Genomic DNA, 14725 nt, shown 5'->3' with positions numbered 1-14725 from the left:
TTGCCGAATGCGCTGGACGCGGGGTGGAGCAGCCCGGTAGCTCGTCAGGCTCATAACCTGAAGGCCGCAGGTTCAAATCCTGCCCCCGCAACCAATACAACAATCCAAAGACAAAACAGATAAAGCATAGTCTCACTGCATCCGGAAAGTGGATGCAGTCGGCCGAATGGTCCGGCATGCCTGTGCGCGCGACCAGGTTAATATCAAGACGCTGGCGAGTCCGGAATGGGACGAGCGGATGTCAGATGAGTAGGCGGCAGCGGGCGAGATGGTGCATTAAATAGGACTTGAATTGTTTACGGCAAGCAATCCGGCCGGTCTCCCGCGTCAATCCTTAAAAAGCGCGGGTCTTCCGAAATTTTGACCGGGACAGCGGCTCCGCTCTGCAACCCGCAATGATTCAGACCTCTGTCGCCTTCGCGGTGGACTACGATCCAACTCGAACAGCGACGTGGAATTCCTGTCACCCATCAAAAATTCCTTTGACCCCATCGGTGTGTCCTTCGCGTAAGTTGGCATGTGTGCCGATGACGACCCGCCATGCCCGGTGGTCCGATCAAGCGGCTCCCAACGCTGTTGAGTATGATAATGGACCTGCCAAAAATAAAAACATTGATCGATTTTGTTGGAAAGTCGCCCGTTAGTAGTCTGTTCGTGACAGAAGACGGTGTCACGGTGCGCATATTCAAAACGGTAGGTGACGTCGCTGAAGCGACGCCAGAAAGACAGAACGAGGACGTGCAACCGTCTATCGCGCAGATTTTGGAAGAACGTACCGTTCGGGGCAGGGCAATCCGCGCGCCGGTTTTTGGCATTCTCCACCGCGCTCCCGCTCCAGGCGAAGGTCCCTTTGTGGAACATGACGACACGGTGGAAGAGGGACAGACACTTTTCATTATCGAAGCGATGAAAGTCTTCAATAAGATTGCTGCGCCATGCGCGGGCCGCGTTACTTACCTTACTGCCACGGATGGTGGCGAGGTAGACGTAGATGAACTTCTGGCGGAGATCGCCTGATGCGCGAGAATTCTGCCGTTCCCCGCCCGCTCTTCGATACAGTACTCATTGCCAATCGTGGGGAGATAGCCGTTCGGATTCGCCGAGCCTGCCACGCCTTGGGTTTAAAGACAGTCACAATTTGCTCGGAAGCGGACAGGAACGCCTCCTCTAGCGAGACGGAAGACGGTTTTCTGTGTATCGGCCCGGCCAATGCGAGCAAGAGCTATCTCAATAGGGACGCGATCCTCCTCGCGGCCCGCCTTACCGGCGCGGACGCGATTCATCCCGGCTATGGATTTCTCTCTGAAAACGCCGCTTTCTCGCGGGTCGTCGAGAATGCGGGAATGGTCTTCATTGGCCCCGATGAATGCGCCATTGCGACGATGGGAGACAAGATTGCCGCAAAGCGTGCAATGATCGCTGCAGGCGTTCCCTGTGTGCCCGGCCCTGACGCGGCTTTGCCCGATGACGGTGAGCTTGTTTCCCAGATTGCTGCGGATATCGGCTACCCCGTCATCATCAAGGCCGCTGGTGGCGGCGGCGGGCGGGGAATGCGTGTGGTACATGGCCCAAGTGAGTTGAATGAGGCGTTCACTGTCACACGCGAAGAGGCGCGGCAGGCGTTCGGTAATGCCGACCTCTATATGGAAAAATTCCTCCTGCATCCACGACATATCGAAATCCAGGTATTGTGCGACAGGTATGGTAACGCTGTATGGCTCGGCCATCGCGACTGCTCCATGCAACGCCGCCACCAGAAGGTGGTGGAGGAGGCGCCTGCGCCGGGCATCACCGCGGAGATCGTCGAGCCCGTCGGGCTCGCTTGCGTGAAAGCCTGTCGACAAATTGGCTATCGCGGGGTCGGCACCTTCGAGTTTCTCTACGAAAATGGCAAGTTCTACTTTATCGAGATGAATACGCGCCTTCAGGTTGAGCATCCCGTCACTGAGATGACGAGCGGCATCGATATCGTGCAGGCGCAGATTAGGTCCGCGCAGGATGAGCGGCTACCGCTGCGCCAGATAGATATAGTTTGCGAAGGGCACTCCTTCGAGTGCCGTATCAACGCGGAGGACCCAAAGACAGCTCTACCTTCCGCCGGTGTGATCACCGATCTTTCGTGGCCCGAAGGGGACGGCGTCAGGGTCGATACACACATCCACAGCGGCTACCGCGTCTCGCCCTATTACGACTCTCTCATCGCAAAACTGATCGTGCATGCACCGAGCCGCGCCGAGGCCATGGCGAAGATGAGGCATGCGCTGGCCGAGACGCGCCTGGACGGTATCTCCAGCAATCTAGCTCTTCTTCAATCCCTCTTTCGGGATCCCGGTTTTTCAGAAGGGGAAACGGACATTCATTATCTTGAGCAATGGCTTGAAGCCTGGAGCGCATCATGAGCAAGCTTGATTTTACCGATCCGGCTGTTCTGGCGGCGCTGACCGAGATGCTGGCGGATGCCAGGGTAGACGGCTTGGAAATCAGCGCTCCCGGCTGCGAAATTCGCCTTGTCGTTTCTTCATGCGGCAAGGCGGCGAAGCCTTCAGCGACGTTGCCTTCACAGAAAACCGAACCATCCAGAGCCGTCGTCAAAGCTCCGATTGCCGGCCATTTTCACGCATCTGAAGCCGATGGCGAAGATCCATTTATATCCAACAAAAAAATCGGCCAGGCGTTGGGCTCGGTCCGCATTGGCCACATCCTTGTTCCCGTTACCACCGGTCGGGCTGGTACCGTAACCCGTCAGCTTGCGGAGCATGGTGCGCTCGTGGGCTTCGGAGACCCCCTTTTCGAAATTGAGCTTCAGTCATGAGCGTTCCATCACACAACCTCTCGTCGCGCCATGAGGTTCGGCCCCTTGCAGCGGGACAGGCCAGGATTTCGTTTATCGGCTCGCGGGCTTTTCTTCTCGAGGCGCCGGGTGAATTCGACCTGCCTGCGCAGCGTTTGATCTGGGCGTTGTCCCGGGTGGTGGGCGTCTGGCCTGAGGTGGCTGAGGTCATTCCAGGCATGACCAACCTGTTGACCATTCTAGAGTACACACCCGAAAATCCGCAGGCCATTGTAGAGCGCCTCCTCGATGCGTGGGACAATGCGACAGCTCTCGATCTCGCGGGTAAAACGCACGAGATTCCCGTTCATTATGGCGGGGAACATGCGACCGACCTCGCGGCCCTCTGCGATTTTTCAGGGTTAAGTGACCGGGAGGTCGTCCGCATTCATCATCAGGCTACGTATCGCGTCTTCGCGCTGGGGAGCGCTCCGGGTTTTGGTTATCTCCATGGTCTGGACGCCCGGATCTACATGCCGAGAAAGACGGTGCCATCAATCAGAATGGAAAAGGGCTGCGTCACGATAGGGGGCATGCAGACTGGGGTGGCAATGCTGACGGGTCCCAATGGCTGGAATTCCATTGGTTATGCCGACTTGCAGATGTTCGATCCGGCTTCGGCAACCCCGGCACTGCTCGCCCCTGGCGATATTGTTCGCTTCATTCCTGAAAGGATCGAGCTATGATGGAGATTGTCGAGACAGGTCCCTTCAACACCGTACAGGATCTCGGCCGCCCCGGCTTTCGGGATATCGGCGTTTCGGCTGGCGGCGCGATGGATCCACTCGCTGCCAGCATCGGTAACATCCTCGTTGGCAATCCGGCTGGCTCCGCCACCGTCGAGGTGCAGACTTTTCCGTTCAAGCTGCGCTTTACAGTACCGAGCGTATTCGCGGTCACCGGGGCAGACGGTAATTATCTGCTTAACGGAAAAGAGCAGTTGTCCTGGTCTGCCCGGCAGGCCCATGGAGGAGACGTTCTGGAACTGCGCCACCCTCCGAAGATGGCGCGTGCCTACATCGCCTTCGCAGGTGGCGTGGACGTGCCGCTGTTGATGGGGTCGCGCAGCACTGCCTTGCGGGGCAACTTCGGCGGTGTCGAAGGCAGATCGTTGACCACGGGCGACATTCTGCTGTTGGGCGCGGACGGGGACGGGCTGCCCCTGCCCACGGATGGACTTGCTGCGGTGACGCCCTTGCGGGCAATGGCAGATGCCTTTCCCCCTGTCCTCGAAGGTGTGCTGCAGGTCCGTGCCATCCCCGCCGGCGAGCACCATCTTTTTGGCGAAGACGCAGAGGCCTTCTGGGGCCGGGAATGGCGTATTTCCTCACGGAGCGATCGTACCGGCTATCGGCTAACCGGCGACCCGATTAAGCCCGTTATGACGGTGGAAATGCGCTCGCATGGTGTGGTGCCCGGTGTCGTTCAGGTTCCACCTGGCGGTGAGCCGATCATCCAGATGAGTGACGCGAATACTGCCGGTGGCTACCCGAAAATCGCCGGTGTGATCGAGGCAGATCTCTGGCGGCTTGGGCAGGCGCGGCCCGGCGCGACGATCAGATTTGTCAGGTCGAGCCATGACGAAGCGCGCAGGGTGGAGAAGGCGGTTGCCGCGTATATCGAGGATATCAGGCAAACTGCGCCGATGGTGAAGCGTGCCTTGAAAGCGATGGCCTGACGAAATCGGAGAAACCATGATGAAGATCGATCTCAATTCGGATATGGGCGAAGGTTTTGGACCCTACCGGCTGTGCGATGATGAGGCGATGATGAAGCTGGTTTCATCGGCAAATATCGCCTGCGGCTTTCACGCAGGCGACCACGATACCATGGCGCGGATGGTTCGACTGGCGAAGGCGAACGGCGTCGGTATCGGTGCGCATCCGGGCTTGCCCGACAGGGCCGGCTTCGGCCGGCGCGAAATCTCTTTCCAGGCGGATGAGCTGCGTCAGCAGATGCTTTACCAGCTTGGCGCGCTCATTGCTATTGCGCGGGGCGAGGGCATGACCGTTGGTCATCTCAGTTTCCATGCGGCAATGGGAAACATGGTCAATCGTGACCCGGTGCTGGCGGATGTGATGATGAGTGCGGTTTTTTCAGTAGACCCGAAGCTCGTGGTGTTCGTAACGCCGGGAAGCGAAATCGATCGCGCTGCCAGGCGCACCGGTCTGAAGACGCTTGCGTTATTTCTTGCTGACCGTGCCTATGACGCCAAAGGCGGCCTCGTCGCGCGCGGGCTTCCTGGTGCTCTCGTGAAGGATGAGGTTTCGGTGCGTACCCGCGTTCGGCGTTTCCTGAAAGAGCAGACCGTCGAAACAATCGACGGCGCAATCATCCCCATGCCCGCCCGCTCTATTCTTGTCCATAGCGACACGCCGGGTTCGCTGGAGCTTGCAGGTATTGTGCGCAGCGAAATCCTCGCCTCTGGCGCCATTCTCGCGCCAGCCTCCGAACTTGCATCCTAATGGGCTCTACGTGGCCCCGGTTCCATATCCCAGTGAAAGATCACCCTGATGCCCTCTACAGCCGATCGACTGAAAAACGTTTCCGTTTCCGCCTCCGCCGCCATGACGCAGCGCGCCAGAGAACTATCGGCGCAGGGTATAAAGGTGGTCAGCCTTTCCTCCGGCGAGCCTGATTTTCCGACGCCCGCACACGCAGTCGAGGCGGCGCATGAGGCCGCACTGAGTGGGCAGACAAAATACCCGCCAATGGACGGTACACCGCAGCTGAAGGCTGCGATTGCCCGCAAGTTCAAGCGCGACAACAACCTTATCTATGATGCCAGCCAGATCATTGTATCGGGCGGAGGTAAGCAGGTGATTTTTAATGCGATGTTGGCAACCTGCAATCCCGGCGACGAGGTTGTCATCCCAAGCCCGTCATGGGTCAGCTACGCGGACATCGTCAAATTTGCAGGCGGCGTGCCGGTGGCCGTTCCCTGTGTCGAGGCAACGGGTTTCAAGCTTCGTCCGGAGGATCTGGAAGCCGCGATCACTCCCCGGACCAAATGGCTCCTCCTGAACTTTCCGAACAATCCGACGGGTGCGGCCTGCTCCCGGCGCGAGATGGCGGCGATTGCCGATGTGATGTTGCGGCATCCGCATGTCTGGATATTGACTGACGACATCTACGAGCATCTTGTCTATGACGGGTTTGAGTTCGGTACCATCGCCGATGTAGAGCCCCGCCTTTACGATCGTGTTCTGACGATGAACGGTGTTTCTAAAGCCTATGCGATGACCGGCTGGCGGCTGGGCTATTGCGCCAGCGGCTCCAGGGAGCTGATTTCGGCGATCAGCAATGTCAACGGGCAGAATAGCGGCGGTATCGCGACCGTTTCGCAGGCTGCGGCTATTGCCGCACTGGACGGCCCGCAGGATCTGCTGAAGGAACGCGCTGCCATCTATAGTGAACGCCGTGACTTCGTGTTGAGCAACCTGGCGGCGATTGACGGTCTCCGGTGCCACAGGCCGGAAGGCGCCTTTTATCTTTATCCGAACATGGCCGGCCTCATCGGCAAGACCACAAAGGGTGGCCGAAAGATTGAAAGCGATGTCGATTTCGTCATGGCACTGGTTGATGAACACCACGTTGCCACTGTCCAGGGGGCGGCTTACGGCATGAGCCCTTATTTCCGCATCTCCTATGCAACGAGCATGGATATGCTGAAGGAGGGATGTGCCCGCATTGCGCAGTTTTGCCACGACATGCGGTAATCACGATGCCGTTGCCCCGCTCTGCGGGGCAACGAGCCCGGCGGTCAGAGCTTCAGTTTCTCCGCCAGTTCCATCAATATATCCTTCACGGCGAAGGCGGGCTCCGACAGCGAGGTCTGGTCGGACATGCAGAGCGACAATGTCTCTTCGATCCGCGGTGATAATGGCCGGCAGACGATCGGTTGATTGCTTTCGGAAACAATCCGATCGGCAATCGCCTTGGGCATGATGCTTGCGCCTAGACCCATGGCGACAGCCTGGACCAGCGTCCTCACCGTTTCGATTTCGGCGACGACCTTGAGATTGATCCTGCTTCGTGTGAACGAAGTTTCCACGGCGCGACGGACGAAATTGTAGATCGGTGGCATCAGCATCGGCATACCGTCCAGCGATGCGATGGGCACCGGCTTTGCATCGGCATCGAATCCAAAATCGCGATGGGCGACCAGAAAGAACTCTTCGGTGAGAAGGGGCTGGAACTTTACCCCCTTGATGGGCCCTGTTCCGTGGATTAACGCCAATTCCAGGCGGCCGTTCATGATCATTTGGCTATATGCCTGCCCGACGCTTTCCGTCAGGTGGATGAGGATGCCCGGATGCCGCTTCCGGGTGTCGGCGAGCAGGTCAATTGAAAGGGTTGCTGCGCTGCTGAAAGGCACGAGACCTACGGAGACGCGTCCGGCAATCGAGGTGCCGGCCGCCGCGGCGTCAGCCTGTGCCTGTTCCATCTGGCGCAGAATGATTTGTGCATGTCGATACACGGCCTGACCCGCATCCGTCATGGTGACGCCCTGTTGGCTGCGGATCAGCAGTTTCTGGCCGAAGTGATCCTCCAGCGCTGCAAGCTGCTGGCTAAGTGCCGGTTGGGCGAGATGCAAGATGTCGGCCGCCCGGGTGATGCTGCCGCTATCAACGATTACGATGAAGGATTTTAAGCGTCTGATGTCCATGCTGATGCGACTGTATTGTTGTCGAAGCAGCTTACATCCAATCCCCTGATTTGCAATGTGGCCACGGCCTCGGAGGAAAGAGCGCAGACTCCGGGATCGTTGTTATACTTCAAACAGGAAGGCCTCTCAGACACTCCATAAAACTTGCTTATTACCTCAAAAGTAATCGGTCTTAGGCAAGCACAAAAAGCTTCGCTAATGTCCATGACAACAAAAAGGGGATCATAATGCCTTTCTCCGACTACAAGACCGCACTCATCACGGGCGCTTCTTCCGGTATCGGCGCCGCAGTCGTTGAACGACTTCGCAGGGAAAATATCGAAGTTCACGCGGTTGCCCGCAGCGCCGCTGCTCTCCACGATCTGGCGCAGCGCACTGGCTGTGTAGCGCACGCCATCGACGTCACCGATCGCGCCGCCATGAGCGCGCTTGTCGATACCGTGCAGTTTGACATTCTGGTCAACAATGCCGGTGTCGATCGGCCCAAAAAATTTCTTCAGGCCGACGCCGAAGATATCGATCTCCTTGTCGATGTAAACCTTCGTGCCGTCCTGCATCTTTGCCGGCTGGTGGTGCCCGGCATGGTGGATCGTGACCGCGGGCACGTCATTAATATTTCCTCGATTGCCGGAAACTACAATTTCGGCGGCAATTCCACCTATCATGCGGTAAAGGCGGGCGTTGCCATGTTGTCGAACCAGTTGCGGATCGACGCATTCGGCAAACGCGTCCGTGTAACAGAAGTCTGCCCCGGCCGCGTTGCGACAGATATCTTCAATCATGTCCATGGCGACGACCCGAGCGTGCGTGAACGCTTCATCGACGGTTTCGAACTGCCAAAGCCGGAAGACATTGCGGATGCGATTGCTTTTGCTATCGCCGCACCGGTTGCCGTCAATATCGGCCATATGGAAATCACGCCCACCCTGCAGGTGATGGGCGGTCTGCAGACGGCCAGACCGCAGGACGTCAATGAAGCGCGCAACGCCGGGGAGCAAAAGCCGTGAACGGCTTTGATCTTTCGGCAATACTCAGCAATCCCGAATATCTGGGAATGCTGGCGCACGGTCTTGAGATGACGTTTGTCATCTTCTTTGGGTCGTGGTCGCTGGCCATGGCCCTGGCGCTTATTCTCCTGTGCATCCGGTTCTCACCCTTCCGTTTCGGTGACCGCCTCGTGGCGGCTTATGTGTCGTATCACCGCAATGTCCCGACGCTGGTGCAGCTCATGCTGTGGTACTTCGGCATATTCACCCTGCTCCCGTCGGGTCTATCGAACTGGCTAATAAATCATAATGCAGAGTCGATTTTTGCGGTTGTGGGACTTGGCCTCTGTCAGGCCGCTTACTTCAGCGAAGATTTGCGTTCCGGCCTCCGCTCTGTCGGCCCCGGCCAGATGGAGGCAGCAAAAGCGCTCGGCCACAGCTATCTGTCTGCGATGCGTTTCGTCATCATGCCGCAAGGGGTGCGGAATGCCTTGCCACCCCTTATCAATCATAGCGTCTCGCTTTTCAAGAACAGCAGTCTGGCATTGGTGATCGGTGCGTCTGAACTGACCCACGCCATCAAGGAAATCGAAAATCTCAGTTTCCAGACGTTCGAGATCTACCTCGTCGGGACGGTGCTCTACCTTGCGATTTCACTGCTCATCATGGCGGCCGGCGCTTATCTTTCCATGCGGCTCGATCCCGCGACGAGGGCCCGCGCATGATCGGCGACATCATTACCATTATTCAAGATCATTGGTTGCTGCTGCTGATCGGCCAGTATCCTAACGGTCCGCTGGGCGGTCTTGCGAATACGGTCATCCTGTCGGCGCTTGCCATCGTCCTGGCGTTCCCCGTCAGCATTCTCATGGCGCTTGCGCGTCTGTCCAAATGGCGTCTGTTGCGGTGGCCGGTCACGGCGCTCGTTTACGTTACCCGCGGCGTACCGCTGCTGATGCTCATCCTGTGGACCTACTTCCTTTTTCCGCTTTGGACCGGGGCGGACGTGCCAAGCTTCATGATCATGCTGGTGACGCTGGTCGTCTATCAGGGAGCGTTCCTCAGTGAGGTCGTAAGAGCAGGGATCATAGCCGTGGGGGAAGGCCAGTTGGATGCCGCAAGAGCCCTCGGCCACAGTTATATGGGCGCGATGCGCTTCATCATTCTGCCGCAGGCGCTGTACAACATGATCCCGAGCATGATTTCCACCTTCGTCGCGACAATCAAAGACACGACGCTGGGTTACGTCATCAATGTGCCAGACCTAACGTTCGCGGCAAGCCAGGTGAACAACCAGCTTCTCACGCAGCCATTCCAGGTCTTCCTGATCCTCGCCGTCGTTTATTACGCGATCTGCTGGAGCCTCACCTATCTCGCCAATTCGGTCGAACGCCGCATCGCCAGACGCCGCGCCGGCGTGGTGGCCCGCACGCAACAGGCAGCAATGGCTCAAGCCAAAATCATCACGGAGCAGCCATGACCACGTCAGCATCCTCGACACAGCAGACGATCCGCATTGCTAATGTCTGCAAAAGCTATGGCGACTATCAGGTTTTGAAGAATATCGACGCCGACGTCGCTCGGGGCGAAGTTGTCGTTATCTGCGGCCCGTCCGGTTCCGGCAAATCCACGCTGATCCGCACGGTCAACCGGTTGGAGGAAATCAATAGCGGTTCAATTACGCTCGATGGCCAGGATATTCACGCTGCGACGAAAACCAGGGAGCTTAATCTGCTGCGCAGCCGCGTCGGGTTCGTTTTTCAGAGTTTTAATCTGTTCCCGCATCTCTCGGTGCTGGAGAACATCACAATTTCACCCATCCGCGTCAAAGGCGTGTCGGCGGATGTTGCCCGCTCCAAGGCGTTGCAGCTTCTCGAACGCGTTGGCCTTTCCGACAAGGCGGGAGCTTACCCCGGGCAACTATCCGGCGGCCAGCAGCAGCGTGTCGCGATTGCTCGCGCTCTTGCCATGGAGCCGCCGGTGATGCTGTTCGATGAGCCCACCAGTGCACTCGACCCCGAAATGGTCGGCGAGGTACTGGCCGTCATGAAGGGCCTTGCCGCCGAAGGCATGACCATGCTGTGCGTCACCCATGAAATGGGCTTTGCGAGAGATGTCGCAGACCGCATCTGGTTCATTGATGCCGGTGAAATCCTGGAGAAGACGACGCCACAGGAGTTTTTCACCACACCACGCCATCCGCGTGCGCAGCGGTTTCTGGCCGACCTGCGCCACTGATACATAATCAACCATAAGAGGAGAACGAGACATGAACTGGAAATGCCTGACACTCACAGCGATCATCGCCGGTACGGCACTTGCCGCACCCGCGTCAGCCGACCAGCTGGACACCATCTTGAACAACAAGGTGCTGCGTTGCGCCACCTTTGCGGACGTTGTGCCCTTTGCTGCGCCCGACCCCAAAACTCGCGAAATGGCCGGATTTGATGTCGACCTCTGCAATGCGATTGCTAGAGAACTGGGCGTGAAGGCTGAAATCAAGCCGGTTTCGGTCGAGGCGCGTGTCCCAGAGGTCAAGCTCGGGCGCGTCGACATTACCGTCGCCAACCTTGCTTACACGCAAAGCCGCGCCGAGCAGATCCAGTTTAGCGATCCATATTACCTCGCCAAGGAAATGCTGATCGTTCCCGTTGACGATGCCGGACAAAAGAAGGCCGATTATGAAGGTCAGCGTGTGGCCTCGACGAAGGGCTCGACCTCGGAAATGTCGATCAAGCTCAACAAGTCAGAGCCCTTGACGTTCCAGGACACAGCCTCCGCCTACCTCGCCGTTCAGCAGGGTAAGGCACGCGGCATGGTAGCCAACACCATGACGACGACCAAGTTCGTCAACGAGTCCAAAACCAAGGGTAAGCCAATGCGCATGATCGAGGAGCCGATGTTGTATCAGCCGATCGGCATCGGTATGGCGAAGGATAATCCGAAGCTAACTGCGAAGGTCAATGAAGTGCTTCGCAAGCTGGATGCTGACGGCGAGATCAACAAGATCTGGGACAAGTGGCTCGGCCCGAATACTGAATACAAAATGGCCCGCACCGACAAGGTCGTTCCGCTGTCCGAACTGAAGTTCGATCCCATTCCCTGATCCTGCCCCGAGTTACTCTCGGGCAAGAACTCCACCAGACGAAACATTCATTGCAGGCGGCGGGATGCTCTCGCCGCAGGCCTTACCGTGGGAGGTCTTATGATCCACATAAAAGATATAGCAGAGCGGCCGGGCAAGGCCGACATCGAAGCACTTTCGCAGTTTTCGCCAGCCACCATTCATGAGGCGCAGGGACGCAGGGGCGCGCTGTCATCGCGGCTTAAACCCGTTGATCACCGGATGAAGCTGTGCGGACCCGCATTTACGGTCAAATGCGCTCCCCGCGACAACATCATGTTGCAGCTTGCTATCAACTACGCCACACCGGGCGATATCATCGTCGTTTCCGCAGGCGAGTATGAAGAAGCCGGTTCTTTCGGCGATGTGCTTGCCAATGCCTGCCTGGCAAAGGGGATCGGCGGATTGGTTACCGACACCGGTGTCCGCGATACCCTGCAATTGAGAGAACTTGGCTTTCCGGTATTCTCGCTCAGCGTCTGCATCAAGGGAACTGTAAAGGAAACCATTGCCGCCGTGAACGACAGCATCATCGTTGGCGGTGAGATTATCAATCCCGGAGACATCATCGTCGGTGATGCCGATGGTCTCGTGGTCGTGCGTCGGGAAGACGCCCAGGAAACCGCCCGGCTATCCCGGGTTCGCGAAGATGCCGAGGCGGGCTATATCGAGGCCTACAAGCAGGGAAAATCCGTTATTGAAGTCAGTAATCTTGAGCCTGTCTTGAAGGCCAAAGGTCTTCTCGTCGATATCTGACCGGGAAGGCAACGAAAGCCACGAGTGCACCAAGCTCCAGCAACTGAACGGCGCAGGCGACCAGCGCGCCGTTTCACGTCGGAGATTCCGACGACGCTTTCGCTTTGCGCTCTTTCCGCGTCACTTCGTTGAAATCCGGGTGCTTTTCCGGCGATCGACCGACGGATGGATGGGAGAAAGTGGAACCCGATGGACCGCCTGAGCTGCATCACAGGCGTTCCATTGCGCGGCACGCCGCCATCCTGGGCCAGTCTCACCACGGTTAATTCAGTCTCAGGCCCGATCCGGGATCAAAGACGTGAATATCAGAAGAGGCGACTTCGACTCCGATTATTTCGCCGATTGCTGGTCGTATCTCGGCGGGCACGGAAATGTTGATCTCGTGGCGATCATTCTTGAGGCAGATAAGGCGTGTCTCGCCGTGGAACTCATTGCGCTCAACCGTTCCGCGAAACGCCTTGGCATCGTGGTTCAAGCGGAATGATCCCGGCCTGATCCCGACGGTGACCTCACCGGAGCGCAGACCAGCAGGGGCTGCAAACTTCACGAGATCGTCGCCGACGCCCTCCGGCGTCATCTGCAATTGCAGGAAATTCATGTTCGGAGTGCCGATGAAGCCTGCGGCAAAGATGGTTCGGGGTGTCTGGTAAATCTCTTCAGGCGTGCCCATCTGCTCGATCCGTCCGTCTTTCATGAGGACGATACGATCGGCAAGCGTCATGGCTTCGAGCTGGTCATGAGTGACGTAGATGCTCGTCGTTTTCAGGTCCCTGTGGAGCCGTGCGATCTCAACACGCAGACTGCCCCGCAGCTTTGCGTCGAGGTTCGAAAGCGGCTCGTCGAAGAGAAAAACTTCCGGCGTCTTGATCATGGCGCGGGCAATCGCCACACGCTGTTGCTGTCCGCCCGACAGTTCCGTGGGCTTGCGCGCAAGGTAGACGCCAAGTCCCAGCGCATCGACCACGGGTGCAAGACGCTGATCGATTGCAGACTTTCCAATACCGGCCCTCTCGAGCCCGAAGGTGATGTTGTCCCGTACGCTCATATGAGGGTACAGCGCATAATTCTGAAACACCATGGCGATGCCCCGGTCGCCGGGGTCGCGGTCGTTCATCCGCTCGCCGCCGATGAGAAGATCTCCGCCGGAAATTTCCTCAAGCCCGGCAATCATTCGCAGCATGGTGGATTTCCCGCAGCCTGACGGTCCGAGAAAGACGACGAATTCGTGGTTATCGATCTTGAGGTCAAAATCCCGCATGACCTCCAGCGAACCATAGACTTTCCGGATTCCCCGGCACTCGACGGTGGCCATCAACGCGTCTCCCCATTCATCACGATCTGAAGCTTCACATCTTCAGGCCGGCCTTCGGCCGCCCTCTCGAAAGCGGCAATCGATTGATCGAAGGCATAGGTGCCGGAGACCAATGGTTTCAGGTCAACCTTGCCGGCGGCAATCAGCGCCAAAGCGCGATCGAATACGTTGGCGTAGCGGAAAACCGTCTCGATACGGCATTCGCGGAAGCAGGCTGCGGCAAGGTCAACGGCGACGGGTTCCGGCGGCAAGCCGACGATAACAACCGTTCCGCCTGGGCGGACGACCTTGAAGAGATCGCGGACCGCAGCCGGCGCGCCCGAGCATTCGAAGACGATGTCCGCTCCCCAACCTTCGGTTTCCTCATTGACCGTCTGAACGAGATCGGCCTCCTTCAGGTTGACACCGGTTATGCCGCCATAGCTTTCGGCAAGTTTGAGCTTGGTCGCGGAAATGTCCGAAATGATCACCCGAGAGCAGCCACCGGCCAGAGCGGCGAGCGCCACCATGATGCCGATCGTCCCGCAGCCGGTAACGACCGCGGTATCGCCAGGCGTGATGTTGGCCCGGGCGGCCGCCTGCATGCCCACGGCAAATGGTTCGACCATCGCCCCTTCGGCAAAGGAGACATTGTCCGGCAGCTTGTAGGTGAAACTCGCCGGATGAACCGTTTCGGGGCAAAGCACACCGTGCACCGGTGGCGTCGCCCAGAAGGTGACAGCGGGATCAACATTGTAGAGGCCGAGCCGCGACGCGCGAGATTTCGGATCGGGAATGCCGGGCTCCATGCAGACGCGGTCGCCGGGCTTCAAATGCGTTACATTGGCTCCGGTCTCGATGACAGTCCCCGCGGCCTCGTGGCCGAGCACCATTGGCTCATTGACGACGAAGTCACCGATGCGCCCGTGCGTATAATAATGCACGTCGCTGCCGCAGACACCGACGGTATGCAGACGAATGCGAACGTCATCCGGCCCCAATTGCTGCGGAATTTCGATGTCGCGCAGGGAAAGTTCGCCGACACGTTCGAGGACAAGTGCTTTCATGG

The 14725-nt window shown here is 58.1% G+C and carries 16 protein-coding genes and 1 tRNA gene; 14 read left to right on the top strand and 3 right to left on the bottom strand.

Features of this window, described 5'->3' with window-relative positions; all coding sequences use genetic code 11:
* Positions 1–17 precede the first annotated feature (17 nt).
* The 8 genes from BLU28_RS13695 to BLU28_RS13660 all read left to right on the top strand — a co-directional run bounded on the left by BLU28_RS13695 (position 18) and on the right by BLU28_RS13660 (position 6549).
* Positions 18–94: transfer RNA gene (locus tag BLU28_RS13695), tRNA-Met, on the top strand.
* Between the two features lie 494 nt (positions 95–588).
* Complete coding sequence (locus BLU28_RS13690) at positions 589–1017, top strand: acetyl-CoA carboxylase biotin carboxyl carrier protein (RefSeq protein WP_077986503.1); 429 nt, start codon at positions 589–591, stop codon at positions 1015–1017.
* Entirely contained in the window at positions 1017–2399 is a 1383-nt protein-coding gene (locus BLU28_RS13685; protein ID WP_077986471.1) for an acetyl-CoA carboxylase biotin carboxylase subunit, read from the top strand. The genes BLU28_RS13690 and BLU28_RS13685 overlap by 1 nt, the downstream gene beginning before the upstream one ends.
* The gene (locus BLU28_RS13680) at positions 2396–2812 is read left to right on the top strand and encodes an acetyl-CoA carboxylase biotin carboxyl carrier protein (protein ID WP_022563502.1); all 417 of its coding nucleotides are present in this window, start codon (positions 2396–2398) and stop codon (positions 2810–2812) included. The genes BLU28_RS13685 and BLU28_RS13680 overlap by 4 nt, the downstream gene beginning before the upstream one ends.
* Positions 2809–3516, top strand: a complete 708-nt coding sequence (pxpB, locus tag BLU28_RS13675; RefSeq protein ID WP_077986470.1) for a 5-oxoprolinase subunit PxpB — start codon at positions 2809–2811, stop codon at positions 3514–3516. Before BLU28_RS13680 ends, pxpB begins: the two co-directional genes overlap by 4 nt.
* A complete protein-coding gene (locus tag BLU28_RS13670; RefSeq protein WP_022563504.1) occupies positions 3513–4508 on the top strand; it encodes a 5-oxoprolinase subunit C family protein in 996 nt (331 codons plus the stop codon). Before pxpB ends, BLU28_RS13670 begins: the two co-directional genes overlap by 4 nt.
* A 19-nt stretch (positions 4509–4527) precedes the next feature.
* The gene (locus BLU28_RS13665) at positions 4528–5295 is read left to right on the top strand and encodes a 5-oxoprolinase subunit PxpA (RefSeq protein ID WP_004438027.1); all 768 of its coding nucleotides are present in this window, start codon (positions 4528–4530) and stop codon (positions 5293–5295) included.
* A 48-nt stretch (positions 5296–5343) separates the two neighbouring features.
* Complete coding sequence (locus tag BLU28_RS13660) at positions 5344–6549, top strand: pyridoxal phosphate-dependent aminotransferase (protein WP_004438028.1); 1206 nt, start codon at positions 5344–5346, stop codon at positions 6547–6549.
* A gap of 44 nt (positions 6550–6593) precedes the next feature.
* Here BLU28_RS13660 and nac read toward each other — a convergent pair whose 3' ends face one another.
* Positions 6594–7499, bottom strand: coding sequence for a nitrogen assimilation transcriptional regulator NAC (nac, locus tag BLU28_RS13655; RefSeq protein WP_077986469.1), 906 nt, complete (start codon positions 7497–7499; stop codon positions 6594–6596).
* A gap of 227 nt (positions 7500–7726) precedes the next feature.
* Here nac and BLU28_RS13650 point away from each other — a divergent pair, with 227 nt between their 5' ends.
* From BLU28_RS13650 to BLU28_RS13625, 6 genes are all read left to right on the top strand, one after another.
* The gene (locus BLU28_RS13650) at positions 7727–8506 is read left to right on the top strand and encodes an SDR family oxidoreductase (protein ID WP_077986468.1); all 780 of its coding nucleotides are present in this window, start codon (positions 7727–7729) and stop codon (positions 8504–8506) included.
* Positions 8503–9210, top strand: coding sequence for an amino acid ABC transporter permease (locus BLU28_RS13645; protein ID WP_004438031.1), 708 nt, complete (start codon positions 8503–8505; stop codon positions 9208–9210). Before BLU28_RS13650 ends, BLU28_RS13645 begins: the two co-directional genes overlap by 4 nt.
* Positions 9207–9965: an amino acid ABC transporter permease gene (locus tag BLU28_RS13640; RefSeq protein WP_077986467.1), complete on the top strand. Its 759-nt coding sequence runs from the start codon at positions 9207–9209 to the stop codon at positions 9963–9965. Before BLU28_RS13645 ends, BLU28_RS13640 begins: the two co-directional genes overlap by 4 nt.
* A complete protein-coding gene (locus BLU28_RS13635) occupies positions 9962–10723 on the top strand; it encodes an amino acid ABC transporter ATP-binding protein (protein WP_022563508.1) in 762 nt (253 codons plus the stop codon). The genes BLU28_RS13640 and BLU28_RS13635 overlap by 4 nt, the downstream gene beginning before the upstream one ends.
* 31 nt (positions 10724–10754) lie before the next feature.
* Positions 10755–11591, top strand: coding sequence for an ABC transporter substrate-binding protein (locus BLU28_RS13630; protein WP_004438038.1), 837 nt, complete (start codon positions 10755–10757; stop codon positions 11589–11591).
* 99 nt (positions 11592–11690) lie between these two features.
* Positions 11691–12365 carry a 4-carboxy-4-hydroxy-2-oxoadipate aldolase/oxaloacetate decarboxylase gene (locus BLU28_RS13625; RefSeq protein ID WP_004438040.1) on the top strand — a complete coding sequence of 225 codons (675 nt, stop codon included), beginning with the start codon at positions 11691–11693 and terminating at the stop codon, positions 12363–12365.
* A gap of 262 nt (positions 12366–12627) precedes the next feature.
* On the opposite strand, the gene BLU28_RS13620 is transcribed toward BLU28_RS13625, so the two are convergent.
* Together BLU28_RS13620 and BLU28_RS13615 are read right to left on the bottom strand one after the other, a co-directional pair.
* Positions 12628–13677 carry an ABC transporter ATP-binding protein gene (locus tag BLU28_RS13620; protein ID WP_004438043.1) on the bottom strand — a complete coding sequence of 350 codons (1050 nt, stop codon included), beginning with the start codon at positions 13675–13677 and terminating at the stop codon, positions 12628–12630.
* Positions 13677–14723, bottom strand: coding sequence for an NAD(P)-dependent alcohol dehydrogenase (locus BLU28_RS13615; protein ID WP_077986466.1), 1047 nt, complete (start codon positions 14721–14723; stop codon positions 13677–13679). Before BLU28_RS13615 ends, BLU28_RS13620 begins: the two co-directional genes overlap by 1 nt.
* Positions 14724–14725 lie beyond the last annotated feature (2 nt).

This window comes from Agrobacterium pusense (assembly GCF_900102105.1).
GTDB lineage: Bacteria > Pseudomonadota > Alphaproteobacteria > Rhizobiales > Rhizobiaceae > Agrobacterium > Agrobacterium pusense.
This window is presented reverse-complemented; position numbering and strand designations above follow the sequence as displayed.